Source organism: Stenotrophomonas sp. Steno-Z4, from assembly GCF_056393145.1.
The window spans coordinates 1-25,204 of the sequence record NZ_JBWJPC010000001.1 but is presented as its reverse complement, the minus strand read 5'-3'; the positions used below and the strand labels follow the sequence as shown (position 1 = coordinate 25,204).

20 protein-coding genes, 2 tRNA genes and 1 pseudogene are annotated in these 25,204 nt (G+C 66.7%); 10 read left to right on the top strand and 13 right to left on the bottom strand.

Annotation, left to right across the window (positions count from 1 at the left end):
• Positions 1-31 precede the first annotated feature (31 nt).
• From AC06E7_RS00115 to AC06E7_RS00085, 7 genes are all read left to right on the top strand, one after another.
• Positions 32-1,360: an acetylglutamate kinase gene (locus tag AC06E7_RS00115; RefSeq protein WP_093532462.1), complete on the top strand. Its 1,329-nt coding sequence runs from the start codon at positions 32-34 to the stop codon at positions 1,358-1,360.
• A 5-nt stretch (positions 1,361-1,365) separates the two neighbouring features.
• The gene (locus tag AC06E7_RS00110; protein WP_210130683.1) at positions 1,366-1,965 is read left to right on the top strand and encodes a GNAT family N-acetyltransferase; all 600 of its coding nucleotides are present in this window, start codon (positions 1,366-1,368) and stop codon (positions 1,963-1,965) included.
• Positions 1,962-2,921 carry an N-acetyl-gamma-glutamyl-phosphate reductase gene (gene argC, locus AC06E7_RS00105; RefSeq protein WP_478062360.1) on the top strand — a complete coding sequence of 320 codons (960 nt, stop codon included), beginning with the start codon at positions 1,962-1,964 and terminating at the stop codon, positions 2,919-2,921. Before AC06E7_RS00110 ends, argC begins: the two co-directional genes overlap by 4 nt.
• A 12-nt stretch (positions 2,922-2,933) precedes the next feature.
• Positions 2,934-4,229, top strand: a complete 1,296-nt coding sequence (gene argH, locus AC06E7_RS00100) for an argininosuccinate lyase (RefSeq protein WP_068853201.1) — start codon at positions 2,934-2,936, stop codon at positions 4,227-4,229.
• A 59-nt stretch (positions 4,230-4,288) separates the two neighbouring features.
• Complete coding sequence (locus AC06E7_RS00095; RefSeq protein WP_068853199.1) at positions 4,289-4,549, top strand: YciI family protein; 261 nt, start codon at positions 4,289-4,291, stop codon at positions 4,547-4,549.
• A 13-nt stretch (positions 4,550-4,562) separates the two neighbouring features.
• A complete protein-coding gene (proB, locus tag AC06E7_RS00090; protein ID WP_478062357.1) occupies positions 4,563-5,714 on the top strand; it encodes a glutamate 5-kinase in 1,152 nt (383 codons plus the stop codon).
• Positions 5,715-5,869: 155 nt separating this feature from the next.
• Complete coding sequence (locus AC06E7_RS00085) at positions 5,870-7,117, top strand: glutamate-5-semialdehyde dehydrogenase (RefSeq protein ID WP_478062355.1); 1,248 nt, start codon at positions 5,870-5,872, stop codon at positions 7,115-7,117.
• Between the two features lie 37 nt (positions 7,118-7,154).
• Here AC06E7_RS00085 and AC06E7_RS00080 read toward each other — a convergent pair whose 3' ends face one another.
• From AC06E7_RS00080 to AC06E7_RS00030, 11 genes are all read right to left on the bottom strand, one after another.
• Positions 7,155-8,438, bottom strand: coding sequence for an OmpA family protein (locus AC06E7_RS00080; protein ID WP_478062354.1), 1,284 nt, complete (start codon positions 8,436-8,438; stop codon positions 7,155-7,157).
• A gap of 121 nt (positions 8,439-8,559) precedes the next feature.
• Positions 8,560-9,039 (bottom strand): poly-beta-1,6-N-acetyl-D-glucosamine biosynthesis protein PgaD, encoded by a 480-nt coding sequence (pgaD, locus tag AC06E7_RS00075; protein WP_478062352.1) that lies wholly within the window; start codon positions 9,037-9,039, stop codon positions 8,560-8,562.
• Positions 9,036-10,283 (bottom strand): poly-beta-1,6-N-acetyl-D-glucosamine synthase, encoded by a 1,248-nt coding sequence (gene pgaC / locus AC06E7_RS00070; protein ID WP_093532469.1) that lies wholly within the window; start codon positions 10,281-10,283, stop codon positions 9,036-9,038. The genes pgaD and pgaC overlap by 4 nt, the downstream gene beginning before the upstream one ends.
• A 7-nt stretch (positions 10,284-10,290) precedes the next feature.
• Complete coding sequence (pgaB, locus tag AC06E7_RS00065; RefSeq protein WP_478063596.1) at positions 10,291-12,174, bottom strand: poly-beta-1,6-N-acetyl-D-glucosamine N-deacetylase PgaB; 1,884 nt, start codon at positions 12,172-12,174, stop codon at positions 10,291-10,293.
• A gap of 16 nt (positions 12,175-12,190) precedes the next feature.
• Positions 12,191-14,227 (bottom strand): poly-beta-1,6 N-acetyl-D-glucosamine export porin PgaA, encoded by a 2,037-nt coding sequence (pgaA, locus tag AC06E7_RS00060; protein WP_184126604.1) that lies wholly within the window; start codon positions 14,225-14,227, stop codon positions 12,191-12,193.
• Positions 14,228-14,605: 378 nt separating this feature from the next.
• On the bottom strand, positions 14,606-15,817 hold the full coding sequence (locus tag AC06E7_RS00055; protein WP_478062350.1) for a CynX/NimT family MFS transporter: 1,212 nt from the start codon (positions 15,815-15,817) through the stop codon (positions 14,606-14,608).
• A gap of 195 nt (positions 15,818-16,012) precedes the next feature.
• Positions 16,013-16,089: transfer RNA gene (locus tag AC06E7_RS00050), tRNA-Pro, on the bottom strand.
• A gap of 138 nt (positions 16,090-16,227) precedes the next feature.
• Positions 16,228-16,304 (bottom strand) — tRNA-Pro (locus tag AC06E7_RS00045).
• A 78-nt stretch (positions 16,305-16,382) separates the two neighbouring features.
• Positions 16,383-16,496: a cytochrome bd-I oxidase subunit CydX gene (cydX, locus tag AC06E7_RS00040; protein WP_093532473.1), complete on the bottom strand. Its 114-nt coding sequence runs from the start codon at positions 16,494-16,496 to the stop codon at positions 16,383-16,385.
• A gap of 60 nt (positions 16,497-16,556) precedes the next feature.
• Positions 16,557-17,711 (bottom strand): cytochrome d ubiquinol oxidase subunit II, encoded by a 1,155-nt coding sequence (gene cydB, locus AC06E7_RS00035; protein ID WP_068853172.1) that lies wholly within the window; start codon positions 17,709-17,711, stop codon positions 16,557-16,559.
• A gap of 15 nt (positions 17,712-17,726) precedes the next feature.
• A complete protein-coding gene (locus AC06E7_RS00030) occupies positions 17,727-19,316 on the bottom strand; it encodes a cytochrome ubiquinol oxidase subunit I (RefSeq protein WP_068853169.1) in 1,590 nt (529 codons plus the stop codon).
• Positions 19,317-19,541: 225 nt separating this feature from the next.
• Here AC06E7_RS00030 and cydD point away from each other — a divergent pair, with 225 nt between their 5' ends.
• From cydD to AC06E7_RS00015, 3 genes are all read left to right on the top strand, one after another.
• A complete protein-coding gene (gene cydD, locus AC06E7_RS00025; RefSeq protein WP_478062347.1) occupies positions 19,542-21,269 on the top strand; it encodes a thiol reductant ABC exporter subunit CydD in 1,728 nt (575 codons plus the stop codon).
• Entirely contained in the window at positions 21,266-22,936 is a 1,671-nt protein-coding gene (cydC, locus tag AC06E7_RS00020; RefSeq protein ID WP_478062346.1) for a thiol reductant ABC exporter subunit CydC, read from the top strand. The genes cydD and cydC overlap by 4 nt, the downstream gene beginning before the upstream one ends.
• A gap of 672 nt (positions 22,937-23,608) precedes the next feature.
• Positions 23,609-23,884 (top strand): SymE family type I addiction module toxin, encoded by a 276-nt coding sequence (locus AC06E7_RS00015; RefSeq protein ID WP_306988117.1) that lies wholly within the window; start codon positions 23,609-23,611, stop codon positions 23,882-23,884.
• Between the two features lie 414 nt (positions 23,885-24,298).
• Here AC06E7_RS00015 and AC06E7_RS00010 read toward each other — a convergent pair whose 3' ends face one another.
• Positions 24,299-24,577, bottom strand: coding sequence for a hypothetical protein (locus tag AC06E7_RS00010; RefSeq protein ID WP_068853161.1), 279 nt, complete (start codon positions 24,575-24,577; stop codon positions 24,299-24,301).
• 262 nt (positions 24,578-24,839) lie between these two features.
• Positions 24,840-25,163, bottom strand: a pseudogene (locus AC06E7_RS00005) (DUF6766 family protein); the annotation flags it as partial.
• Between the last annotated feature and the right edge of the window lie 41 nt (positions 25,164-25,204).

Genomic DNA, 25,204 nt, shown 5'->3' with positions numbered 1-25,204 from the left:
CGCGGCCACGGCCGCCCGTGACGATACTGAAATGCCTTCTTCCCTCCAGCCCCACCGCCAGACCCGCCAGACCATCGTGCGCCTGCTTTCCAGCATGGCCAGCGCGAAGGAGATCAGCCAGTACCTCAAGCGCTTTTCGCAGGTGGATGCCAAGCGCTTCGCCGTGGTCAAGGTCGGCGGCGCCGTGCTGCGCGATGACCTCGACGCGCTGACCTCTTCGCTGTCGTTCCTGCAGGAAGTCGGGCTCACCCCGATCGTGCTGCACGGTGCCGGCCCGCAGCTGGACGCGGAACTGTCGGCGGCCGGCATCGTCAAGCAGACCGTCAACGGCCTGCGCGTGACCTCGCCCGAAGGCCTGGCCATCGTGCGCCGCGTGTTCCAGGCGTCGAACCTGCAGCTGGTGGAAGCACTGCAGCAGAACGGTGCACGTGCCACCTCGATCACCGGTGGCGTGTTCGAAGCCGAATACCTGGACCAGGACACCTACGGCCTGGTCGGCGAAGTGAAGAAGGTCAACCTGGCCCCGATCGAAGCCAGCCTGCGCGCCGGTTCCATTCCGGTGATCACCAGCCTGGGCGAAACCCGCTGCGGCCAGATCCTCAACGTCAACGCCGATTTCGCCGCCAACGAACTGGTGCAGGAACTGCAGCCGTACAAGATCATCTTCCTCACCGGCACCGGCGGCCTGCTCGATGAAGAGGGCAGGGTGATCGACTCGATCAACCTGTCCACCGAGTACGACCAGCTGATGCAGCAGCCGTGGATCCACGGCGGCATGCGGGTCAAGATCGAACAGATCAAGGACCTGCTGGACCGGCTGCCGCTGGAGTCGTCGGTGTCGATCACCCGGCCGGCCGACCTGGCCAAGGAACTGTTCACCCACAAGGGCTCGGGCACGCTGGTGCGCAAGGGCGAGAAGGTGCTGCGCGCCACCGCCTGGAGCGAACTGGACCTGCCGCGCCTGAAGGGCCTGATCGAATCCAGCTTCGGCCGCACCCTGGTGCCCGATTATTTCGACAAGACCCGCCTGCTGCGCGCCTATGTCAGCGAGAACTATCGCGCTGCGGTGATCCTCACCGACGAAGCCGAAGGCGTGTACCTGGACAAGTTCGCCGTGCTCGATGACGCGCAGGGCGAAGGCCTGGGCCGTGCGGTATGGAACGTGATGCTGGAGGAAACCCCGCAGCTGTTCTGGCGCTCGCGCCACGGCAACCCGATCAATCACTTCTACTACGCCGAATCCGATGGCTGCTACAAGCAGGACCACTGGAAGGTGTTCTGGTTCGGTGCCGACGGCTTCGACCGCATCCGCACCTACGTGGACCATTGCGCCAAGCGCACCCCGAGCCTGGAGGGCTGACCCCGATGAATCATGCCGACTGGACCAAGGTCCCCACGCTGGACGGCCGGCATGCACGGCTGGAACCGCTGCAGATGGCGCATATCGACGGCCTGCGCGGTGCGCTGGGCGACGGTTCGCTTTCCGCGCTGTGGTACGCGCACGTGCCCAGCGCCAAGACCATGACCGCCTACGTACAGGCTGCCCTGCAGGACCAGGCCGCCGGCAAGGTGCTGCCGTTCGCCGTGCTCGATGCCGACGGCAACGTGGTGGGCAGCACCCGCTACTACGCGCTGGAAGAAGAGGTGCCGCGCCTGAGCATCGGCTACACCTGGTACGGCCCGCATGCGCAGCGCACCGGGGTGAACACCGAAGCCAAGCTGATGCTGCTCACCCATGCCTTCGAGCGGTTGAAGTGCATCAGCGTGGCCTTTGAAACCAGCTCACACAACGCCGCCTCGCGCGCGGCCATCGCCCGCCTGGGGGCCACCCAGGAAGGCGTGCTGCGCAACCACAAGCGCCACCCCGATGGCAGCCCGCGCGACACGGTTGTCTTCTCCATCATCGATTCGGAATGGCAGGACGTGAAGCGCACCCTGCAGGACCGCCTGGACGCACACGCATGAGTACTTCCAACAGAACGTTCACCATCGGCATCGTCGGTGCCCGCGGCCATACCGGCGCCGAGCTGGTCAAGCTGATCGCCGCGCACCCGCAGCTGGCGCTGGGCTTCGTGTCCTCGCGCGAGCTGGCCGGGCAGCGCGTGGCCGATACCTATCCCGAGGTTGCCGGCGAGCTGGCGTTCGAAAACCTCGATGCCGACGCCGTGGCCGCCAAAGGCGTGGACGCGGTGATCCTGGCGCTGCCCAACAACCTGTCGGTCCCGTTCGTGGCCGCGCTGGATGCCGCGCGCCCGGAGACGGTGATCGTGGATCTCTCTGCCGACCACCGCTTCGAAGGCAGCTGGTATTACGGCCTGCCCGAACTGACCCGGGGCGATTACACCGGCCAGAAGCACATCAGCAACCCGGGCTGCTACGCCACCGCCATGCAGCTGGCGATCAGCCCGCTGCTGGACCAGCTGGCCGGGCCGCCGCAGTGCTTCGGCGTGTCTGGTTACTCCGGCGCCGGCACCAGCCCGTCGGACAAGAACAACCCCGAACTGCTGCGCGACAACCTGATGCCATACGCGCTCACCAACCACGTGCACGAGCGCGAAGTCACCGCGCACCTGCGCGTGCCGGTGGAGTTCATGCCGCACGTGGCCCCGCATTTCCGCGGCATCACCATGACCGTGAACCTGTGGCTGCAGCAGCCGGTGACCCGCGATCAGATCGTGGAGACCTATCGCCGCTTCTACGCGGGTGAACCGCTGATCGAGATCCTCGACGAAGCACCGTGGGTGAGCCGCATCGCCGGCCGCCACGGCGTGCAGATCGGCGGCTTCGACGTGGCTCCGGGCGGCAAGCGCGTGGTGGTCGTAGCGACCCTGGACAACCTGCTCAAGGGCGCGGCCACCCAGGCCATGCAGAACCTCAACCTGGCCCTGGGCCTGGATGAACTGACCTCGATTCCGCATTGATTGGAGCAAGACATGGCAGACCTTCTCTGGCAGAAGCCCGGCGTAGCGGTGGATGCGAAAATCCAGACCTTCCTCGCCGGCGATGACGTCATCCTCGACCGCGAGTTCTTCCTGTACGACGTGCAGGCCAGCAAGGCGCACGCGCAGGGCCTGGAGAACATCGGCATCCTCACCGCCACCGAGCGCAGCGACCTGCAGCGCGAGCTGGACGTGCTGGCCGACGATTTCCGCAGCGGCGCGTTCGTGCTCGATGAGCGCTTCGAGGATTGCCACTCGGCGATCGAAGCGCGCCTGACCGAACGCCTGGGCGATGCCGGCCGCAAGATCCACACCGGCCGCAGCCGCAACGACCAGATCCTGGTCGCCACCCGGCTGTGGCTGAAGGACAAGCTGCTGCAGGTGTCCGCGCTGAGCCGCGAAGTGGCCAAGGTCGCCCTGGACCGCGCCGAAGCAGAGAAAGACCTGCCGGTGCCGGGCTACACCCACATCCAGCGCGCCGTGGTGTCCTCGGCGGGCATGTGGTGGGCCGGCTGGGCCGAAGCCTTCATCGACAACGCGGTGCGCGCGCACGACACCTTCGCGCTGGTCGATGCCAATCCGCTGGGCACGGCGGCCGGTTACGGCGTGAACCTGCCGCTGGACCGCGCCCACACCACCCAGGCACTGGGCTTTGCGCGCATGCAGATCTCGCCGATCTACGCGCAGCTGTCGCGCGGCAAGTTCGAGCTGGCCGCACTGGAAGCGCTCGGCGGTGCCACCCTGGACCTGCGCCGCCTGGCGTGGGACCTGTCGCTGTTCACCAGCGGTGAGTACGGCTTCGTCGCGCTGCCGGCGCAGTACACCACCGGCAGCTCGATCATGCCCAACAAGCGCAACCCGGACGTGATCGAACTGATGCGTGCCACCCACGCCAGCGTGGCTGCGGCGCGTACCGAGATCGAGCAGCTGCTGTCGCTGCCGTCCGGTTACCACCGCGACCTGCAGGGCAGCAAGGGCGCCATCTTCCACGGCTTCGGTCGTGGACTGGCCGCGCTGGAACTGCTGCCGGCGCTGCTGGCCAACCTGGAATGGCGCGAAGACAAGCTGCGCGTTGCCATCGATTCGGGCATGTACGCCACCGACGTGGCCGTGGAAGCGGCCGTGGCCGGCGTCCCGTTTCGCGAGGCCTACAAGGCGGCCGCGGCGGCATCCGACACTGCCGGGCAGGGGCGTACCCCCGAAGGCAGCCTGGCCGCTCGCGTCTCGCCCGGCGCGGCCGCGGACCTGCGGCTGGACGAACTGCGCGCCCGCTGGGCGGCACTGGCGTAACGCAGAACGGCGGCCACTGGCCGCCGTTCCTGTATTGGCATGAATCCACGGAGTTCCGCATGAAGATCTGCTACCTCGTATTGGTTACCCGCACGCCTGAGTTCCGCGATGAAGCGGGTGCCGAACACGCACGTTTCCTTGATGAGGTGCGCGCCCGCGACCAGTTGCTCATCACCGGCGGCTTCACCGACAAGACCGGCGGCGCGTACGTGCTGCACAACGTGGCCGACCGCGCCGCCGCGCAGGCCATCGTCGATGCCGATCCCCTGATGACGCTCGGCAGCGCCACCGCCACCGTCCACGAATGGTCCACCCGCTGAGGCAGCCCCCGCGATGACCCCCACGCCCGTGCAGTCCCCGTTCCCCGAACAGCTGCTCCCCGGCTGGAAGCGCGCCGTGCTCAAGGTCGGCAGCAGCCTGTTGGCCGCCGATGGGGGCGGCCTTTCGCCCCGGCATGCACTGGGCCTGGCGCAGTTCGTCTCGGCGCACGTGCTGGCGGGGCGCGAAGTGGTGATCGTGTCCTCCGGCGCGGTGGCTGCGGGCCGTGCGATCGTGCCGCGCGCGATCGAGGCCGGCGCCGCCATGGCCGCGCGCCAGGCGCTGGCCGCGCTCGGCCAGGCGCAGCTGATCGGGCTGTGGCAGCGCTTCTTCGAACGCCCGGTGGCGCAGGTGCTGCTCACCCACGACGACCTGCGCAACCGCCGCCGCTACCTCAATGCCCGCGCCACGCTCAACGAGCTGCTGCGGCTGGGTGCGCTGCCGGTGGTGAACGAGAACGACACCGTGTCGGTGGACGAGCTCAAGCTGGGCGACAACGACAACCTGGCCGCCACCGTGGCCGCGTTGATCGACGCCGATATCCTGTTCATCGCCACCGACATCGACGGCCTGTACAGCGCCGACCCGCGCCGCGATCCGCAGGCGCGGCCGATCCACGACGTGCCGGAGCTGACCTTGGAGGTGCTGGCCATGGCCGGCGGTGCCGGCAGCGGCGCGGGTACCGGCGGCATGCACACCAAGCTCGAAGCGGCGGCCAAGGCCGGCCGCGTCGGCATCGATACCTGCCTGTTCAACGGCCGCGATGGCGACGTGGTGCGCGCGCTGGCGCAGGGCCGGTTGTTCGGCACCCGCATCCACGCCGGGCAGACCCGTGACGCCGCGCGCAAGTATTGGCTGCGGCATGCGCCGCTGGAGGCCGGTGCGATCATCGTGGATCAAGGTGCCGCTGCAGCATTGCGCGACAAGGGCGCCTCGTTGCTGCCGGGCGGGGTGACCGCTGCCGAAGGCGATTTCCGCCGCGGCGACATGGTGCAGGTGCGGCTGCGTACCGACAGCGGTGAAGTGATCTTGGCGCGTGGGGTCAGCCAGTATTCGGCCAGCGACATCCGCCGCGTGGCCGGGCGGCATTCGCGCGACATTGAAAGCGTGTTGGGCTACAACTACGGTGGCAATGTGATCCACCGGGATGACCTGGTGCTGGTCTAAGCGAGCGTCGGCCGGTTTACGTGGGACACGCATGGCGTGTCTCTACGCGTAGCGACACGCCATGCGTGTCCCACGTGGACCTCGAAGCCAGATATGACGTCGGCCCCGAAGATTTTTTGAAACGCGCCAAAACACCCTTCGTGATGAGAGATCCCATGGACATCCGTGATCAAGCCCTCCAATGCCGCGACGCCGCGCAGGTGCTGGCGCAGCTTTCGTCCGAGGCCAAGGCGGCGCTGCTGGATGCCATGGCAGACGCGCTGGACAGCGACGCGGCCACCATCCTCGCCGCCAACGCGCTGGATCTCGCCGCCGCCGAAGCCAAGGGCACCGGCAGCGCGATGCTCGACCGCCTCGCCCTCAATCCTGCGCGCCTGTCCGGCATCAGCGCTGCACTCCGCGAAGTGGCCGCGCTGCCCGATCCGGTCGGCAGCATCACCCGCGACGACATCCGCCCCAACGGCATCCGCGTGCAGAAGGTGCGCGTGCCGCTCGGCGTGATCGCGATGATCTACGAAGCGCGCCCGAACGTCACCGCCGACGCCGCCGCGCTGTGCATCAAGGCCGGCAATGGTGTGATCCTGCGCGGTGGCTCCGAAGCCATCCATTCCAACACCGCCATCGCCGCCTCGCTCAAGCGCGCCCTGCGCGCGGCCGGCGTGCCCGATGCGGCGCTGACCCTGGTCGAAGACCTGCGTCGCGAGACAATGCTCACCCTGCTGCAGCTCAACGACCTGATCGACCTGGCCATCCCGCGTGGCGGGGAAGGGCTGATCCGCTTCGTTGCCGAACATGCGCGCGTGCCGGTGATCAAGCACTACAAAGGCGTGTGCCATCTGTACGTGGACCGTGCCGCCGACCCGGCCAAGGCGCTGGCGCTGCTGGTGGATGGCAAATGCAGCCGCCCTTCGGCCTGCAACTCACTCGAAACCCTGCTGGTCCACGCCGAGGTCGCCGCGATGTTCCTGCCGCAGGCTGAAGCCGCCTTGCGCGAACGTGGGGTGGAGGTGCGCGCGGACGCGCGTGCCCGGCAGTGGCTGCCGCAGGCCACGCCGGCCACGGAGGACGATTTCGCGGCCGAATACCTCGACCTGATCATCGCCGTGCGCGTCGTTGATGACCTCGAACAGGCGTTGTCCCACATCCAGCAGTACAGCTCCGACCACACCGAAGTCATCGTCACCGAAGACCCGGCGGCCGCCCAGCGTTTCATCAGCGCGCTGCGCGCTGCCGTGGTGATGGTCAACGCCTCGTCCCGCTTCTCCGATGGCGGCGAACTCGGCCTGGGCGCGGAGATCGGCATCTCCACCACGCGCCTGCACGCCTACGGCCCGATGGGCCTCGAAGCGCTCACCGTGGAACGCTTCGTGGTCCAGGGCAGCGGCCAGACCCGCGCGCCATGACCGGCGCGCGGTTGCGTCAGGTAACGATGGTGGGTCGTTACAACGCCTTGTAGGCAATCCGCCGGTTCGCCGCGCGCCCTGCCTCGGTGGTGTTGTCGCCCACCGGGCGGTTGGCGCCGAACCCGCGTGCCAGCAACCGGTCCGCAGGTACGCCACGGGCAGCCAAGGCTGCCGCTACGGCCTTCGCACGCTGTTCGCTGAGCGTCTGGTTGTTCTCGGCGTTGCCCACGTTGTCGGTGTGTCCTTCCACTTCCACGCGCGCCCCTGGCGGCGCCGCCTGGATCGCTTTTGCCGCACCGTCCAGGATCGACGCACTGCTGCGGGTAATCACCGCCGACCCGGTTTCGAAGGTGATCGTGGTCTGGTTCAACGCCTGGGTCAGGTCGTCACTGCTGAAGCCTGGCGGCAGCGCACCCAGTGCCGCAGCGCCCTTGTCGAACAGGCCCTCCACCTCCAGGTTGCCCAGCTCCTTCTGGAACAGCTGGCTGACCGCCGTGCGTTCGGCCTCGGGCAGCTTGGACGTATCCAGTTTGAGCGAGTCACCGTTCAATGCGAACTGCAGGCCGTTCTGTTTCAGGCTGGGGATCAGGTCGGCCAACCGGCCCAGCCAGCTGGCCTGCTTGACGCTGGTATCCACCTGGATGTTGGAGCTGACGTTGGTCTGTCCATAGGCGCCCGCAAAGGCCCCCAGCAGCTTCGCCTTGTCGGCCACCGACCCCAATGTGCCGTTCAACGTCACCTTGCCGTCGGTGTTCTGGAACGACAGGGTGGGGTTGGTGGACACGGCCGCGACGTTGGCGGCCGGCGCGGTAACCGCTGGCGCCTTGGCCACGTGGCGCGATTGCCAGCCGCACCACGCAAGCGCGAGCAATGCCAGCAAGGGCAACAGCCAGCGCCAGAGGCGGAAGGGGGACCGCTTCTTCCCCTTCGTGCCCAACAGACCCGTGAACGCAGCGGGAAGCGCTGTGGGCATCACCCCGCCGGCGGTCACCGCCCGGACGATCGCCGGAAGGGCGGTTGCCAGCAGCGCGGGGGCCACGGCGGGCGTTACTCCGGCCTTGCTGGCGATTTCGTCGATGCTCTGCCCGCCCAGCGCGCTGCGGATCTGCCCGGCATCGACAGCGCGCATGTTGGGTTGGCCTGAGAACCAGGACTTGAAGACATCGCCAAGCCCGGCGGCGGAGAATCTGTCGGCCAGGCCGGCGAGTCCGCCGGGCTGTTTGAAGATGTACTCGATGACGACGCCGATGAATTTCTGGGCGTTCGGTCCAAGGCCGGTAGCCCGGGCCACTTCAGTGACCAAAGTCTCGATAGACGACATGATGTATCCCCTCACAATGAAGTGCGGGATGTCTCCGAGGCGGAGCGTACGCCTGGGCTGGGTCGGGGATGTGAAGGGTTCTACACATCCGGGGCAGCCACGCAGGGCGTGGCTCCACCCGTCATCTCATCTGGATGTTCTGGTTGGTCAGGCCGATCGGCCTGGCGTGGTCATCCATGTGCAGGGTCACCGCTTTGCCGCTGGCCAGCTGCGCGGCCAACGCCGGGCTGGCGCCCAGGTTGTGCGCGATCTCTTCCAGCGACACATCCGCGCGCGCATTGCGCCGGTCCTTGCCGGCGAAACGCATGCGGTTGTATTCCGCCCAGGCGATCAGCAGCACCGAACAGCACACCAGCATCACCGGCAGCGCGATGACGATGAACGGGTCCACGCTCTGCTTGTACTCGTACAGCTGCAGCCAGGCCAGCTGCCCACCGAGCAGCCAGGAAAGGGCGGTGATCAGCGGCGCCCAGAGGTAGAAATAGAAGCCCCAGAACGCGATGGTGACAAACCCCCACGCGGTGCGCTGCAGCCGTGGCTGCTGGCGTGTCTTGCGGATCAGGCGGGAGTCGTAGCGGCGGGTCGGCTTGGAAGCGTTCATCGTATACCCCGGTCAGGACTGACCCAGATCGCGCGCTTGCCGCGACGCTTCAACAGCGTCTTGGGCAGTGCCACCAGGGTCGTGAACAGACTGATGAGCCAGTACGCCATCGGGTACCAGATCACCCAGAAGTAATTACGTCCAATATGGGTTTCGTAGCGGCGGTCGATGATCAGGCTGCTCGCGAACTGCAGCAGGCACACCAGCGCCAGGATCACGCCGTGCCATTGCGGCAGCAGCGTGGCGATGTACAGGTCCTGCGGCAGCGGGATGAACTTGCCCAGCGCCCACAGCACGATGATCGCCAGCATCGTGTACGCCCACAGCACGCTGAACATGTATTCCAGCAGCACCCCCCACATGCGCCGCTTGCGCCAGTCGAACAGCGAACGGCCATGCCGCAGCAGCACTTCCACGCCGCCCTGGGCCCAGCGCAGGCGCTGCCGCCACAGCCCCTTGAGCGTTTCCGGCATCAGGATGAAGCACAGCGCGTTCGGCTCGTAGCGGATGTCCCAGTGGTCGATCTGCAGCCGCCAGCTGATGTCGATGTCCTCGGTGATCATGTCATCGGCCCAGTAGCCGATGCGGTGCAGCGCGGTGCGGCGGAACCCGGCGATCACCCCGGAAATGGTGAAGATGCGCCCGTACACGCGCTGCGCACGCTTGATCATGCCGATGATCGAGGAGAACTCGGCCACCTGCAGCCGCCCCAGCAGGGTGGAGCGGTTGCGGATGCGCGGGTTGCCGGTGACGGCGCCGACGCGCGGGCCCGAGGTGAGGTGCCAGACCATCCAGTGGGTGGCGTGCTCTTCCAGCATCGCATCGCCATCGATGCACACCAGGTATTCCGAACGTGCCGCCAGCGCGCCCATGCGCAGTGCATTGGCCTTGCCCAGGTTGCGGTCCAGGTGCACCACGCGCAGGCGCGGGTGTTCGGCGGCCATCGCATCCAGGCGGGCCCCGGTATCGTCGCGGCTGCCGTCGTTGATGGCGATCACCTCGAAATCCGGGTACTTCTGCGCCAGCGCCGCGCCCAGCGTATCGGCCAGGTTGTCGGCCTCGTTGTGGCAGGGGATCAGGATCGACGCGAACGGGTAGCTGTCCATCGGCGGCGGATCGTCGCGCAGCCGCGCCTTCCGCTCGCGGCGGAAGAAGTAATACAACCCCCCGGACATCCAGAAGAACGCCATCACCATCGGGTAGAAGAAGGCGAACTGGAACAGCAGGTAGAGGAGCGGATGCATGGCGGCCTCACTTTTCCTCGTACGGGAAGGTGCGTGCCGACATGGCCGCGCGCGCATCGTAGGTGGACGGCTTCCCGGCAATGAAGTCATCCGGGTACCAGGCGAAATGACGCACGCCCTGCGCCTGCAGGCGCCGGATCTGGGCGCGCAGCACCGTGCCGGAAATCGGCTTCTGCGTGCGCCAGTCCACCGTCTGCAGCTCGAACATCGTCTGTGACAGCTGCGGGTCGTGCTCACGCACGGCCTGCACCAGCCGGTCCAGCCATTTCTGCGGGTCGCGGCTGCCTTCCATCCACGGCATCGCCATCAGCGCGGTGTGGTCGTAGGCCTTGTTGAACAGGTCCAGGCGCTGCGCGAACCAGCTCGCGCTCTGCGGCTGCAGCACCGGCTGCGCGTACAGGTTGCGCACCGTGGCCAGCTTCGGCCGCCAGCGCTGCGCGGCGTTGCGCAGTTCCAGGGTGAAATCGATCAACGCCTGGGTACGCGCGCCGTCGTCGCCCTCCTGCGGCAGGTTGGCCAGCTCGGTGTCGCGCAGGTAGGCATCGTCGTGGAACAGCAGGCCCTCGAAGTACGAGTTGATCGCCAGGTCTTCGTAGATGTCGTCGATGATGTGACGCACCTTCGGGTTGGTGAAATCGAGCCGGAAGATGCCATCGCTTTCCGGACTCTCGATCGCCAGCGCCTTGCGGATCGCCGGGTCCTTGAGTTCATAGCCCAGCACCGGCAGCCACGCGTACACCTTCACCCCAGCGCGGGTCTTGAGCTGCCAGGCCACGCGGTTGAACAGGTCCGCGCGCATCGGCAGGTGCCGGTTGGGGAAGTACAGCGCATCGGCCGAGCCGTTGCCGTCCGGGTCGGCGAAGGCCTGCAGGAACACGTGGGTGGGGCCGATCTTCTTGACCCGTTCGAGCAGCGCGTCAAGGTTCTTCGCCTGCTGGGCCGGGTTGCTGTCGTACACCGCGTCCAGGTCGATCTGCAGGGCGCGCATGCCGTCGCGTTCGACGTCGCGGCGCAGCTCATAGGCCAGCTGGGTCACCGGCGGGTTGCCGGTCACCAGCAGGCGGGCCAGGCCGTGCAGGTCGCGCGTGACCGGCGTGCTGCGGCCTTCCAGGTCGAACGACACCGGCATGCCCAGTTCTTCGGCGATGCGGTTGCTCATCGCGTTGTAGGCTGCATACGGCCACACGATCGCCTTCGGACTCACGCCTACGTTGTCCTGGATGCGCTTCACGCTCAGGCCCAGGTCGGCACGCAGCCGTGCCTGGTACTCGGCTTCGGTTTCGTAGCGCTGCGTGGCCGGGTTGTAGGTGCGGGTAATCACCGCCGGGGTCGAATTGCCCTGCGGGTTGGACTGCACGCCGTGGTGCAGGTTGTCGGTGTGGCTGGCCAGTTCAACCAGGCCGCTGCGCTGCATCTCGCGCAGCTGTTCCCAGGTGAGGAAGTCGTCGCGGGTGAACGGGCGGTAGCCGTAATCGATCTGGCGACCGGCGGGCATGTCCACGTAATCGGTGATCACCGCCACCAGCGCCGGGTAGTTGTAGGCGCGCAGCAGCGGGAACACCTTGCTGTACACGCTGCGCAGGCCGTCATCGAAGGTCAGCAGCACCGGCTTCGGGGGCAGCGGCGCGCCGCCCTGCGAGGCGGTGATCAGCTGCGACAGCGACACCGGGTGGTAGCCGTGCGCCGAGAGCCAGTCCAGGTGCGCGGCGAAGTTCTGCGTGCTCACCGAGTACGCGTCCGGGTCGCCCTTGGTGGCCACGTCGTCGCGGATGTCGTGGTAGCTGAGCACCAGCAGCCCGTTGTCGGCCGAATCCAGCACCGGCGGGGCGGCGTGCGCACTGCCGCACACGGCCAGCACGGCCAGCAGCAGCCAGGAGGTAAAGCGCTTCAAGTCCATGTGTCGCATCTCATTGTCCCCAGCGCAGGCCGGCATCAAGGCCGATGTGTCGTTCACGGTTGCCGTCGTAGACCGGCCGCGACCAGCTGATCCCGTATTCGAAGATCCGGCCATCGGCCAGCTGCCACTCGTGGCGATACTCGGCCGACGGCACCAGCGCACTGCCAAAACCCTGCTGCCAGTAATTGCCCAGCGACACGGTCAGGCGGTGGCGGAAATGCCGCTCGTAGTGGCGCCACAACTGCTGGTCCACGCGCAGGCCGATTTCCGCCGAACGGTCTTCGGACGGATTGAAGTACGGCACGTCGTCACGGCTGCCGCGGCTGGCGTACAGGCTGCCCAGGCCATCCAGCAACAGGGTGGGGCGGGTGAGCAGGCGCTGTTCGATGCTGGTGCTGAGCGTGTCGCGGCGGTTGCCGTCGTCGTAGCGGAACTGGCTGGCGCCTGCGCTCCAGTGGGTGAGCTCGTTGCGGCGGTAATCCACCGCCAGTGCCACGCTGTCGGCGGTGATGCCGGAAATGCGCGCCTGCAGCGAGGCATCGGCGGCGTTGCGTGCCGCCGTCACGCCGGCGTGCCAGGTATCGCTGAACTGCCAGCCGAACCCGGCGCTGAGGCCGGTATCGCCGATGTGGTCATTGGCGCGGTTGACGAACAGTTCGGCGTCGGCGCGGCCGAATCGGTAGCGCGTGCCCAGCCCGAACCACAGCGGGCGGATGGTCTGGTCCTGGAAATCCACGCTGCGGCGGTCGGCGAAGGTCACCACGCGCCAGCGGTCGTCGATCACCGGCGACTGCAGTTCCACGCCGTAACGCGCATCGTCGTTGCCCAGCGGCGAGGTGCCACCGCCGCCTTCGCTGCGGCCGCCTTCGGCGTACGCATGCAGCTGCCAGCCGCGGTGGGCCTTCCAGCTGCGGTCCATGCGCTGCACCGAGGACTGGTTCGGGTAGCGTTCCAGCAGGGAATCGTGGATCGGCCGGGCCAGGTCATCGCGCTGCAGCTGCACGTAGGCGTCGTACTGGCCCAGGCGCGCCGAGACGTCGCGCGGGTCCAGCGTATTGGCCATGCTGTAGCGCTCCAGCGCCCGCCGCGGCCAGCCGCGCATCATGTAGACGTTGCCCAGCGACGACTGGGTGCCGCCGTTGGCCGGGGCCAGTTCCACCATCTTTTCCAGATCGTGCTGGGCGGTGGCCAGGTCACCGCTGTAGGCGCGGATCATCGACAGGTTGAGATCGGCCTCATAGCGCGGCCAGTTGGCGTAGGGCGCGCGTGCGCCCTTGGCCCAGCGCCACGCCGGCTCCTGCGCCTGCCACTGGGTGAGCACGTTGATCGCGGTATCGGCGCGCTCGCTTTCCAGGTGCGCGTAGGCCAGTTCCGAATGCACTTCGGAGCGGCCCGGATCGGCCTTGAGCGCCGCTTCCAGGACCGGGATGGCCTCGTCGGGATGCTGGCTGGCCATCAGCGAATCGCCTACGGCCGCCATCAGGTAGTTCGGCACCTCATGGCCTTCGGCGAGCAGGGCGCGGTATTCGTCGCGCAGCTGCTCGTGGCGGCCCAGCCGGTTGAGCAGGATCAGCCGGTCATAGCGGATGCGCAGCGGTGCGGTCTGCACGGTGAGGCCGTCGCGCTGCAGGTAGCGCTCCATCTGCGCGAGCGCGTCTTCGGCTTCGTCCAGGCGGGTGTCTTCGCTGGCGCCGTAGGCCAGGCTCCAGCCCACCCGCTTGGCCAGGTAGTTGGCTTCGAAGCGCTGCTTCTGCGCCTCGTCGAACAGGTCGGGACGCGCCTGGTACAGCTGCCACGCACGGTGCGCATTGCCGATGTCGGACAGGGTGAGCACCTGCAGGCGATACAGCAGGTCATCGTTGGGCGCATCCGCCCGGGCGCGCTCGATCGCGCCCAGCGCGTCAAGCCAGCGCGCCTGGTCACGGTAGGTGCTGATTTCCGCCAGGTGATCTTCCCGCGAGGTGGCCGCCGAAGCAGGCAGAGCGGTCAGACAGAGTGTGGCGCATACCAAACCGACGCAGAGCGCCAGCGGCCGATGCTTGTACATGGAACCCCCGGGAGCATCCCTTCAAAAGAACCTGTTTGTGCGTGAAATGTGACGCACATCACATGCCAATCGTGCCCGAAACGGCGTTTGTTGACAAATTGTTAAGACGCAAGATGGCCTCCGCAGCTGTGGAAACAGACGCGATCAATACTTCAACTGATTGATTTTAAAGACCATCCGGCCGCCGCCACGGCGTTGTTCCGGGGGTCTGGACACCCTGAAACCGTTCATCGGCCCCGGCAGCGGGATGCGCACCGGGGCAGACCCAACTTCCCGTTTCGCAGTGCGGGTCAGTTGCTGACACGCTACGTCACAACATGCGCACGGTATGTGACGTGGGTGGCAAACCCGTGGTCACTGCGAATGGATGCTTCTGGATTACCACACGTCTTCCAGCTTCTGCGGCTTGCACGCCACCCACGACGCGGACAACAACACCACCGCGCACACCAGCAGGAACCCGAACGGCAGGTACCAAGCGCCGCTGACGGCATGCAGCCAGCCGAACAGGAACGGGCCCAGGCAGCTGAAGGCATAGCCCACGCCCTGCATGAAGCCGGACAACGCCGCCGAACCGGCCGGGGTGCGGGTGCGCAGGTTGATCAGGGTCAGCGCCAGCGGGAAGGTCGAGGGGCCGATGCCCAGCAGCACCGCCCACAGCCACGGCGCCTTCATCGGCGCGAACAGCAGCCCGGCGAACGCGATGAGGAACGCGCTGAACCCGACAATCACCAGCGGGAAGGGATTGCGCAGCCGCACCGCCAGCGCCGGCATGGTCAGCGACGGCACCAGGCCCAGGGCCGCAAAGATGGCCACCATGATCCCGCCGAACGCCGGCGTCGCCCCCGCTTCCACCACGATGCGCGGCAGCCAGGTGAACATCGAATAGGTCATGAGCGAGGTCATGCCGAACATCAACGCCATGCCCCAGGCCAGCGGCGTGCGCCAGACCTTGCCGTGTGGCTGCGCTGCCGGGTCGGCGGCGGTGTCCAGCGGGTCCGGATGCGGGCGGCGGCGGGCCAGCGCGATCCAGGGCAGGGCAGCGGCCACCGCGAAGATCGCCCAGATGCCCAGCGACACCCGCCAGCCGGCCTGTTCGGCCAGTGGCACCGCCATCAGCGCCGGCACCATCGTGCCCAGCTGCAGCACCGTTATATAAAGCGTGCTCACCGTGCCCACGCGGTTGGCGAAGTAGCGCTTCACCAGCGGCGGTACCACCACGTTGCCGATGCCCATGCCGGCCAGCGCCACCACCGAGCCGAACAGCAGGCTGCCCACGCCGCCGGCCATCGAGCGCAGCAGCAGGCCCACCGCCGCCAGCACCATGGCCAGCAGGGCGGTGCGTTCCAGCCCTATCCGGCGGGCCACCATCGGCGTGGTCACCCCGAACAGCGCGAACGAGGCCGTGGGCAGCATGCCCAGTACGCCGGTCATGGTGGTGCCGAACCCGAAGGTCTGGCCCAGCTGGTCCAGCAGCGGGGTGATCGAGGTCACCGCCGTACGCAGGTTCAGCGCGGCCAGCAGGATGGCGGAAAACGCCAGCACGCGTCCGCGCAGCAGGGACGTGGAATGAGGATCGGCAGGGGTCATGGCAGGAATCTCTTGCAGGTGGCGCGGCACGTGGGGGTGCAGCGGAGTGCGGGCGCTCGGCGCAGGCCGTGAAGGACAAACGCTGCCGCATTGTACGCGCGGTAGCGCCACGCACTGCGTGGCTGCCTGCGGGCGACAGATACAAAAAAGCCCGGAGGACATGATGTCTTCCAGGCTTCAATGTGACCACTTGTATGGTCGGGGAGACAGGATTCGAACCTGCGACCTCTACGTCCCGAACGTAGCGCTCTACCAGACTGAGCTACACCCCGTAAGGAGCCGCCTATTGTATCGATCCCGCCGTTCGGCGGCAAGGGGGACCGTTTGTTCACCTTCGGATGCCGTGTTGCCACGACCTTGACAAAAAAGCCTGGAAATCAGGTTTCCAGGCTTCAATGCGACCACCGGAGTGGTCGGGGAGACAGGATTCGAACCTGCGACCTCTACGTCCCGAACGTAGCGCTCTACCAGACTGAGCTACACCCCGAAGGAGCCGACAAGGATACGGTGTGAAGGGATTATCGGCAACCTTTTTTTGAAAGGTCACACGACCAACGGTCGTGTGCTACCGGGCGTCGCGGTCGGTGGCGCCGACCTCTCGTGCTTCGAACCACATGCCGTTGAGGATGGCGGCGGCCGAGGCCAGGCCGGTGCCGAGGATCCAGGCGAAATACCACATGGCAAAACCTCCAATGTCACTTCGGTAGGTGCCGACCGTGGGTCGGCACGATGGGCAGTATCAATACGCGTTCGGGTTGTCGGCCATGTCTTCGGCCGTGGTCTTGCCCTTCATCACCCGGTAGACCCAGCTGGTGTAGGCAATGATGATCGGCAGGAAGATCACCGTGGCCACCAGCATGATGAACAGCGTGAGCTGGCTGGACGAGGCATCCCACACCGTCAGGCTGCCACTGGGCTGGCTGGAAGAAGGCAGCAGGAACGGGAAGATCGCAAAGCCCACGGTGAGGATGATGCCGGCAATCGACGCGCCCGAAGCCAGGAACGCGGCCATGCCGCGGCGGGCCCGCAGCAGCACCGCGCTGGCCAGTGCACCGGCCAGGCCCAGCAGCGGGAACACCAGGGTCAGCGGCATGCTGCTGTAGTTGCGCAGCCAGCCACCGGCCGCCGTGCCCACCGCAGCGGTCTTCAACAGCGGGTTGGTCGGGCCGTCGGTGACCACCTGCGAGGTGATCTCGTAGCCCGGCAGGCCGAAGGCCACCCAGGCGCCGCCCGCAGCGAACAGCACGAAGCTGAGCAGCGCGGCAATGCTGCCGTAACGCGCCGAACGCTCGGCCACCGGGCCGTCGGTCTTCAGCACCAGCATGGCCGCACCGTGCGACACCATCATCGCCACGCCGACCAGCCCGGCCAGCAGCGCGAACGGGGTGAGCAGGCCGAAGAACGAACCGGTGTAGAAGATGCGCATGCTGTCATCGAAGTGGTACGGCACGCCCAGCAGCACGTTGCCCACCGCCACGCTGGCAATCAGCGCCGGCAGCAGCCCACCCACGAACAGCACCCAGTCCCACGTGTCGCGCCAGCGCTTGCTCGGCATCTTGCTGCGGTACTTGAAGCCCACCGGGCGCAGGATCAGCCCGAACAGCATCGCGAAGATCGCAAGATAGAAGCCGGAGAAGCTCACCGCATACAGCGGCGGCCACGCGGCGAAGATCGCACCGCCACCGAGCACCAGCCATACCTGGTTGCCTTCCCATACCGGGCCCACGGTATTGATCACCGTGCGCCGTTCTTCATCGGTCTTGGCCACGAATGGGAGCAGGGTGCCCACGCCCAGGTCGAAGCCGTCCATCACCGCCCAGCCCACCAGCAGGATGCCCAGCAGCAGCCACCAGATCACGCGCAGCGTGGTGTAATCAAGTCCAAGAATGTCCATCTGGAATCTCCTGCCTTATGCCTGGCCGGGGGCCGGCGTGGCGGCATGGTGGGGAAGCGGCGTGCGTGAAGGCTGCAGCGACGGAAGAATGTCGGCCGGCCCGGTGCGGATCGTCTTGAGCATCAGCTTCACCTCGATGATCAGCAGCACCGTATAGGTCAGCGTAAACACCGCCAGCGTGGTCAGGATTTCATGCAGGGCCAGCCCGGACGCGGCGTAGAAGGTGGGCAGCACGCCGTCCACCGCCCACGGCTGGCGGCCGTATTCGGCCACGAACCAGCCACACTCGATCGCAATCCACGGCGCCGGAATCGACCACACCGCCAACCGCAGGAACCAGCGCTTCTCGTGGAAGGTGTTGCGGCAGGAGAAGTAGAAGGCCACCGCGAAGAACGCGATCAGGTAGAAGCCCAGCCCGGCCATGATGCGGAAGGTCCAGAACAGTGGTGCAACGCGCGGCACGGTGTCCATCGCCGCCTTGGAGATTTCCTCCGGCGTGGCGTTGAGGATGTCATCGCGGTAACGCTTCAGCAGCAGGCCATGGCCCAGATCCTGCCAGTGGCGGTCGAACATCTCGCGCGCCTCGACATCGTTCTTGTCCTTGCGCACGCGCTCCAGCGCGCCGTACGCCAGCTGCCCGCCCTTGATGCGGTGCTCGGCGCGTTCCACCAGTTCCAGGATGCCCGGAATGGGCTGGTTGAACGAACGCGTGGCGATCAGGCCCATCAGGTACGGAATCTTGATGGCGAAATCGTTCTGCTGGGTCGTCTGGTTGGGAATGCCGAAGGCGGTGAAATCGGCCGGGGCACGCTCGGTTTCCCACATCGCCTCGATCGCGGCCAGCTTCATCTTCTGGTGTTCGCTGGCGGCATAACCGCTTTCGTCACCCAGCACCACCACCGACAGCGACGACAGCAGGCCGAACGCCGCAGCCACCGCGAACGAACGGCGCGCCATGTCCTTGTGCTTGTCGCGCAGCAGGTAGAACGCGCTGATGCCCATCACGAAGATCGCGCCGGTCACGTAGCCTGCGCTGACCGTATGCACGAACTTGGCCTGGGCCACCGGGTTGAACAGCACCGCGGCAAAATCCACCACTTCCATGCGCATCGTGTCCGGGTTGAACACCGCGCCGGTGGGGTTCTGCATCCAGCCGTTGGCGATCAGGATCCACACCGCCGACAGGTTGGTGCCCAGTGCCATGAACCAGGTCACCGCCAGGTGCTTGACCGGGGTCAGCCGCTTCCAGCCGAAGAAGAACAGGCCCACCAGCGTGGCTTCCAGGAAGAACGCCATCAGCCCTTCAATGGCCAGCGGCGCACCGAAGATATCGCCCACGTAGTGGCTGTAGTACGACCAGTTCATGCCGAACTGGAACTCCATCACCAGGCCGGTGGCCACGCCGATGGCGAAGTTGATGCCGAACAGCGTGCCCCAGAACAGGGTCATCTGTCGCCAGACCGGTTTACGGGTCATGACGTACACGCTTTCCATGATGGCCACCAGGAACGAGAGGCCAAGCGTGAGGGGAACAAAGAGGAAGTGGTACATCGCGGTCAAAGCGAACTGCAGCCGCGACAGTTCTACGACTGTCGAATCGATCATGGCCTGGCTACCTCGTGGGGTTTTGCCGTTTCAGGTGGCGGGAAGGGGGTCTACGGAGTGAATTCTGTGACCAGCAACTTCTATTAGCCTTGATTCAGATCAATGTACGAACGGGCAGGGAGGGGGATCGTAGGCATCCGACCTGCGACCGCGCGCCGCACCGGGAGGGTAGGCCGGCGCCCCTTACAATGGTCGGTACCTCCCTGTGGCCGCCAGTGATCCGCTTTGAGCATACCCCCCGACGCGTCCGCCATCGAGACCACCGCCCTGCGCCGGCAGCGCCTGCATTGGCTGAATGGGCTGGCCGCCAGCGCCCGCCGCCGCCAGCGCCTGGCCGCGCTATGCATATGTATGTCCGGCGCACTGCTGATCGGGCAAGCCGCGGCCATCGCCTGGTTGATCCAGGCGGTGCTGGTCGAGCACCGTCCCGTGGCCGCCGCCATCCCGGTGCTGTTGGGCCTGCTGGCGGTATTGGCGGTGCGGACCCTGCTGGGCAGCGCCACCCAGGCCGCCGCCGGCGATGTGGCCGATGCGGCCCGGCTGACCCTGCGCGAGCGGGTGTACCGGCGCCTGTTGGGGTTGGGGCCGCTGTGGCTGCGCCAGCAACGTACCGGCGAGCTCGGCGAACTGATGCTTGCCCATGCCGACGCGGTGGAGAGCTACTACGCCGGCTACCAGCCGGTGCGGATCGAAGTGGTGGTCGTGCCGCTGCTCATCCTGCTGGCCGTGGCCTGGGTGGATTGGGTGGTAGCGCTGATCCTGCTGTTCACCGCGCCGCTGGTGCCGTTCTTCATGATGCTGGTGGGCTGGGGCGCGGAAGCCGCCGGCCGTGCGCAGCTTGGTGAGCTGGCGCGGATGAGCGGCCACTTCGCCGACCGCATCAAGGGCCTGGGCCTGCTGCGCCTGTACGGGCGTGGTGACGCCGAACTGGAGGGCGTGGCCGCCGCCGCCGAAGGCGTGCGCGAGCGCACCCTGAAAGTGCTGCGCATCGCGTTTTTGTCCTCCACCGTGCTGGAGTTCTTCGCCTCGGTCAGCGTGGCCATGGTCGCGCTGTACCTGGGCCTGAGCTATCTGGGCCTGATGTCGCTGCATGCCGCCGTGCCCACCTTGGGCGCGGGCATGTTCTGCCTGCTGCTGGCCCCGGAGTTTTACGCACCGCTGCGGCGGCTGGCCGCGCATTACCACGACCGCGCCAACGCACTGGCCGCCGCTGCGGAAGTGGAGCGCCTGCTGGGCGAGCTGCCCGCTGCTGCCGCCGTCGAAGAAGCGGCGCCAGCCGCGCGCGCGCCGGAGCTGCTGGAGCAGCATGTACCGCCGGTGGTCGTGCGCAACCTCGTGCTGCGCCCGTTGGGCGCCTCGCACGATGTGGTGCAGCAGCTGTCCTTCCAGATTGAGGCGGGCCAGCGCCTGGCCCTGGTGGGGCCCAGCGGCAGCGGCAAGAGCACGCTGCTGGAAGCGCTGGCCGGCTGGTTGCCGCCACGCGAGGGCAGCATTGTGCTGCGCCCAGGGCTGGAGGTCGGTTACGCCGGGCAACGCCCGTATCTGTTCCATGGCAGCATCGCCGACAACCTGCGCCTGGCCGACCCCGGCGTGAGCGACGCACGCCTGCACGCAGTAGCCGAAGCGGCCCAGGTGATGCGCTTCGCGGCGCACCTGCCCGATGGCCTGGACACCGTGATCGGCGAGCGCGGCTTCGGCCTGTCCGGCGGCGAAGCACGGCGGATCGGCCTGGCGCGGCTGCTGCTGCGCGACCCGCAGTTGTTGCTGCTGGATGAGCCCACCGCCTTCCTCGATCCGGACACCGAAGCTGCGCTGCTGCAGACCCTGGCCGCGTTCGCCCGCGACCGCGCCGTGGTCATCGCCACCCACAGCGACACCGCCATGCGCTGGGCCGACACGCGGCTGGTGCTCACCGCCAGTGGCCGCGCGCAGACCACGGAGGAGCCGGCATGAGCCCGCACCGCGACGATTCGCTGAAGCAGGTGTTCACCCGCCATCGCGGCCGCCTGCTGCTCACCGTGCTGCTGCTGTGGACCACGATGCTGGCCGGCACCGCGCTGCTCGGCCTGTCCGGTGGCTTCCTGACCGCCGCCGCCCTGGCCGGTGCGGCCGGGCTGGGCAGCGGGTTCAATTTCTTCTCGCCCTCGGCCGGCATCCGCGGCCTGACCATGGCGCGCATCGTCTCGCGCTATTTCGAAAAACTGGTCGGGCACGACGTCACCCTGCGCATCGCCCGCGACCTGCGCGTGTGGTTCTTCCGCCGCGCGCTGCCGCTGGCACCGGCGCGGCTGGCCGGCATCCGCACCGGCGAGTTGCTGGCGCGGCTGATGTCGGACATCGGCGAAGTGGACGGCCTGCTGGTGCGCGCCATCGGCCCACTGCTGGCGTTGGGCGGCGTTTCGCTGGTGGCCGTGTTCTCCGCCGGCCTGATCTACCCGCCGGCCGCGTTGTTGCTGGCTGTGCTGGCGCTGGCCATCGGCGTGGGCGTGCCCTGGCTTACCGTCCGCGGCGCCGGCGGGCAGGAGCGCGACCGCGCGCTGCACCGTGCACAGCTGCGCACGCAGGCGTTTGAAGGGCTGGAAGGCGCGGCCGACCTCACCGCACTTCATGCGCGCGAAGACTGGAACCTGCGCGTGCTGGTCGCGGCCAAGCAGCTGCGCTCGCGCGACCGCCGCCGCCGCTGGCGGCTGGTGGGCGGCAACGCGCTGCACGGGCTGTGCGCCTCGGTTGGACTGGTCGGCATGCTGTGGGTGGCGCTGAGCGGGTTCGAGCGCGGCGCGATTGATGCGGCGCTGGCGGCTGCGCTGGTGTTCCTCACCGTGGCCCTGATCGAACTGTGGGCCGGCATCGGCCTGGCCTGGCAGTCGTGGCTGTCCGGGCGCGTAGCAGCGGCACGTCTGGAAAGCATCGTGGACCAGCCGCCGGGGGTGCAGGATGCAACGGCACCGGTAGCACTGCCTGCCCAAGCAGCTGCGCTGCAGCTGGAACAGGTGACGTTCCGTTGGCCGGGGCAGGCGAGGGCGCTGCTGGAGGGCGTGCAGCTCACCGTGGCGCCGGGTGATCGCATTGCCATTCGCGGTGACAGCGGCAGCGGCAAGACCACCTTGTCCGCGCTGCTGCTGCGCCTGTGGGACCCCGACGAAGGACGCGTGCTGTACGGCGGGCAGGACATCCGCAACGTCGCCCAGGACGCGTGGCACAAGCAGATTGCGTGGTTGCCGCAGAGCGCGCCGGTGTTCGCCGGCAGCATCGCAGACAACCTGCGGCTGGGCGATGCGCAGGCTACTGATGAGCGGCTGTGGCAGGTACTGGCTGATGTGCGGCTGCAGACCTGGGCGGCGCAGATCGGCGGGCTCAACGCGTGGGTGGGCGAGAACGGCGCCACGATGTCAGCCGGGCAGGCGCGCCGCTTGGCGCTGGCGCGCGCCTTGCTTCGCGGCTCACCCATCCTGCTGCTGGATGAGCCCACCGAAGGGCTGGATGTGGATACCGCGCATGCCTTGCTGCATGACATGGTGGCTGCGCTGCATGGCAGAAGCCTGGTGATGATCACCCATGACGAACTCCCCGATGGCATCGTGCATCGGAGCTACCACCTGCGCGAAGGCAGGCTGTCGTAGCGTCAGCGCCGAGATGGTCGGCAATTGATGCATGGACGCCAAACGCAACCGCATTTGCTCCAAACGTCATGCCCTATCGCGCGGTGACCCGCCATCGGCGGTCGATAGGGATGCGACCCTACCGCACCCGTCCGGCCGACGAATTGGTAGGGTCGGTCGCAAGACGACCGCCGATAACAACGATCGGCCCATTAACGCATGGACACCAGATCAACCGCGCACTCCATGCCAGATGTGACATCCCATTCCGGCGTCAACATCCCCACGACGCCACCCATCGCTCAACGCGCAACGTGATGCGGTTCCATCCGGAACGCGACGTGCCGCAAGCAAATGGCGGCGATCAGGCGGATCACGGCGTCACGGTAGACAGACTCACTCGAAACACGCCGAACTCAAGAAAGAAACAATTGGCGGTAAGCTCCCCTCCAACGCATGGTGTGTGCTCGGAGCCTGAGAAACTCCACTGTAACCAGTTGAAGATTGATGTCATGCGTCGGGTGGGTGGCGAAATACAACACCCTCGTGGAAATACGTCGCGCCGAAGGTTACAGCGGTTCTCAGCCTCCCGACTCCCTCGCCATCCGGCGAGGGAGATCCTATTGGAGGTCCACCATGCACAGTTCCCGGCCTGACACCCCGTCTTCCGAACTCCCCAGGCGCAAGCTTCACGTGAGCCAGCCCGCCCGCGTCCGCGTCGAGGCCCTGTACCACCCCGGCGGCAACGACGAGTACGATGACATCCCCATCCCCTGCGTAAAACTGCGTGGCCTCTGGATGCGCAGGGCAGGGTTGGACGTAGGCGCCCGCCTGAAGCTGGAACTTATTCCCGGCGGAATACAGCTCACTGTAGAGCCCGAACCTGACCCGGCCATTCCCAAAGTCCGCCAGATGGGCCGCCTGCAGAAAGCCCGCCTCGAGAGACAAGGCCAGCAACCCAACCCGTAGTAGCGGGCCCTGCTTTGCAAAGATCTGTCCACCAATCCGACGTACGCACCACACCGTCGCCCACCCCAGCTAAGCTGGGGTGGTCACCAGGACCGGGCCACCCCGTGCGCAACTTCGTATGACCGCGTACGTGATGCCGAATTCGACTCGGCCAAGCTGAACTACTATGAACAACGCTCGCAGCAGCTGCTGGGCAGGCTGCCCCCCTCCCTCGAGAGCGCGCTTGAGGACCCGGCAATTCAGCACGCTGATGGCTACAAAGGCGGCTCAGGGATGAGCTGGATCCAGCGCTCGGCGATGGGAGAGACGATGGCGAAATAGTTCTAAGCTGGGAACCCGTCGTGCCGGCGTGGGTGTTGGCCGCGGCCGGGCGTGGTCGACTCGCCTGCCAGCTGTGCAATTGCTGGCTTGCGGTCAGATGTCCGCCGAGAGCTTCCCCTGCCAAGCGTCGAACTGCTCACGAAGCAGTCCAAACACATTAGCGACACTCTTTGCGGGTGCCTGCTGCTCGAACCCCAGGTCGCCGAATTGCGTTAAACGATATGCAGAAATGGCCTGGTATACATCTCGAACCGCCCGTTGATCAGGGTGTGTTGCTATCAACGCGTCTAGAACAGCATCCTGCGCGATTTCCGCTGCTAGCCGTTCCATCAGGTTTTGTTCGAGAACTGCCAGCCTCGATTCGATGTCCATTTGTTCCCCCGGTAGATGGTAGGTTGCCTCGGCGTGTCAATCCTATGGCAGGAACCTCTTTGGACCCAAGTTGTATATGCGATTCGCATGCGCAAGGTCTGGCAGAGTCTCAGCTCGTGCGAACTGCCGGGACTCGTCGTTTGGAGCGTCTTTCGGGCTGGGCAACTGGTCCACGTTCACCCCTCCCCAGGAGTTCTCCACCGTAAGGCCCATTGTAACGATCCGGCAAACGCCGGTTCGCGTGAGTGGGCTGGCCGGGGGTTCAGTCCCCCGTCTGGCTGTGCGGCGCAGCCAAGGGTTTGGACTGGGGCGAATCTTTCTGGCGCAGGAAGATCGTCAGCACTACCAGCGCGAGGACCGCGAGAAACTCGCTCTGCCAGTTCTGAAAGGATTCAAACCAGAAGCCGCTGCTCCACAGGTGCCCCCAGCAGGTAGGGGCGGGCAGGCCCCGGGCGACCTGCTCATCCACCGCTGCGCGCCAGCTCCCGGCCAGATGCAGGAAGAAGCTCCCGACAAAAAGGATGGAAAAGACGATGGCCAGCGAGTGACCGTAGAGGAGCTTCCAGATACCGCCTTTCCGGTGTGGTGGTCAAGTTTTTCTGGACACTCTCAAGGGGCGTTCAGGCC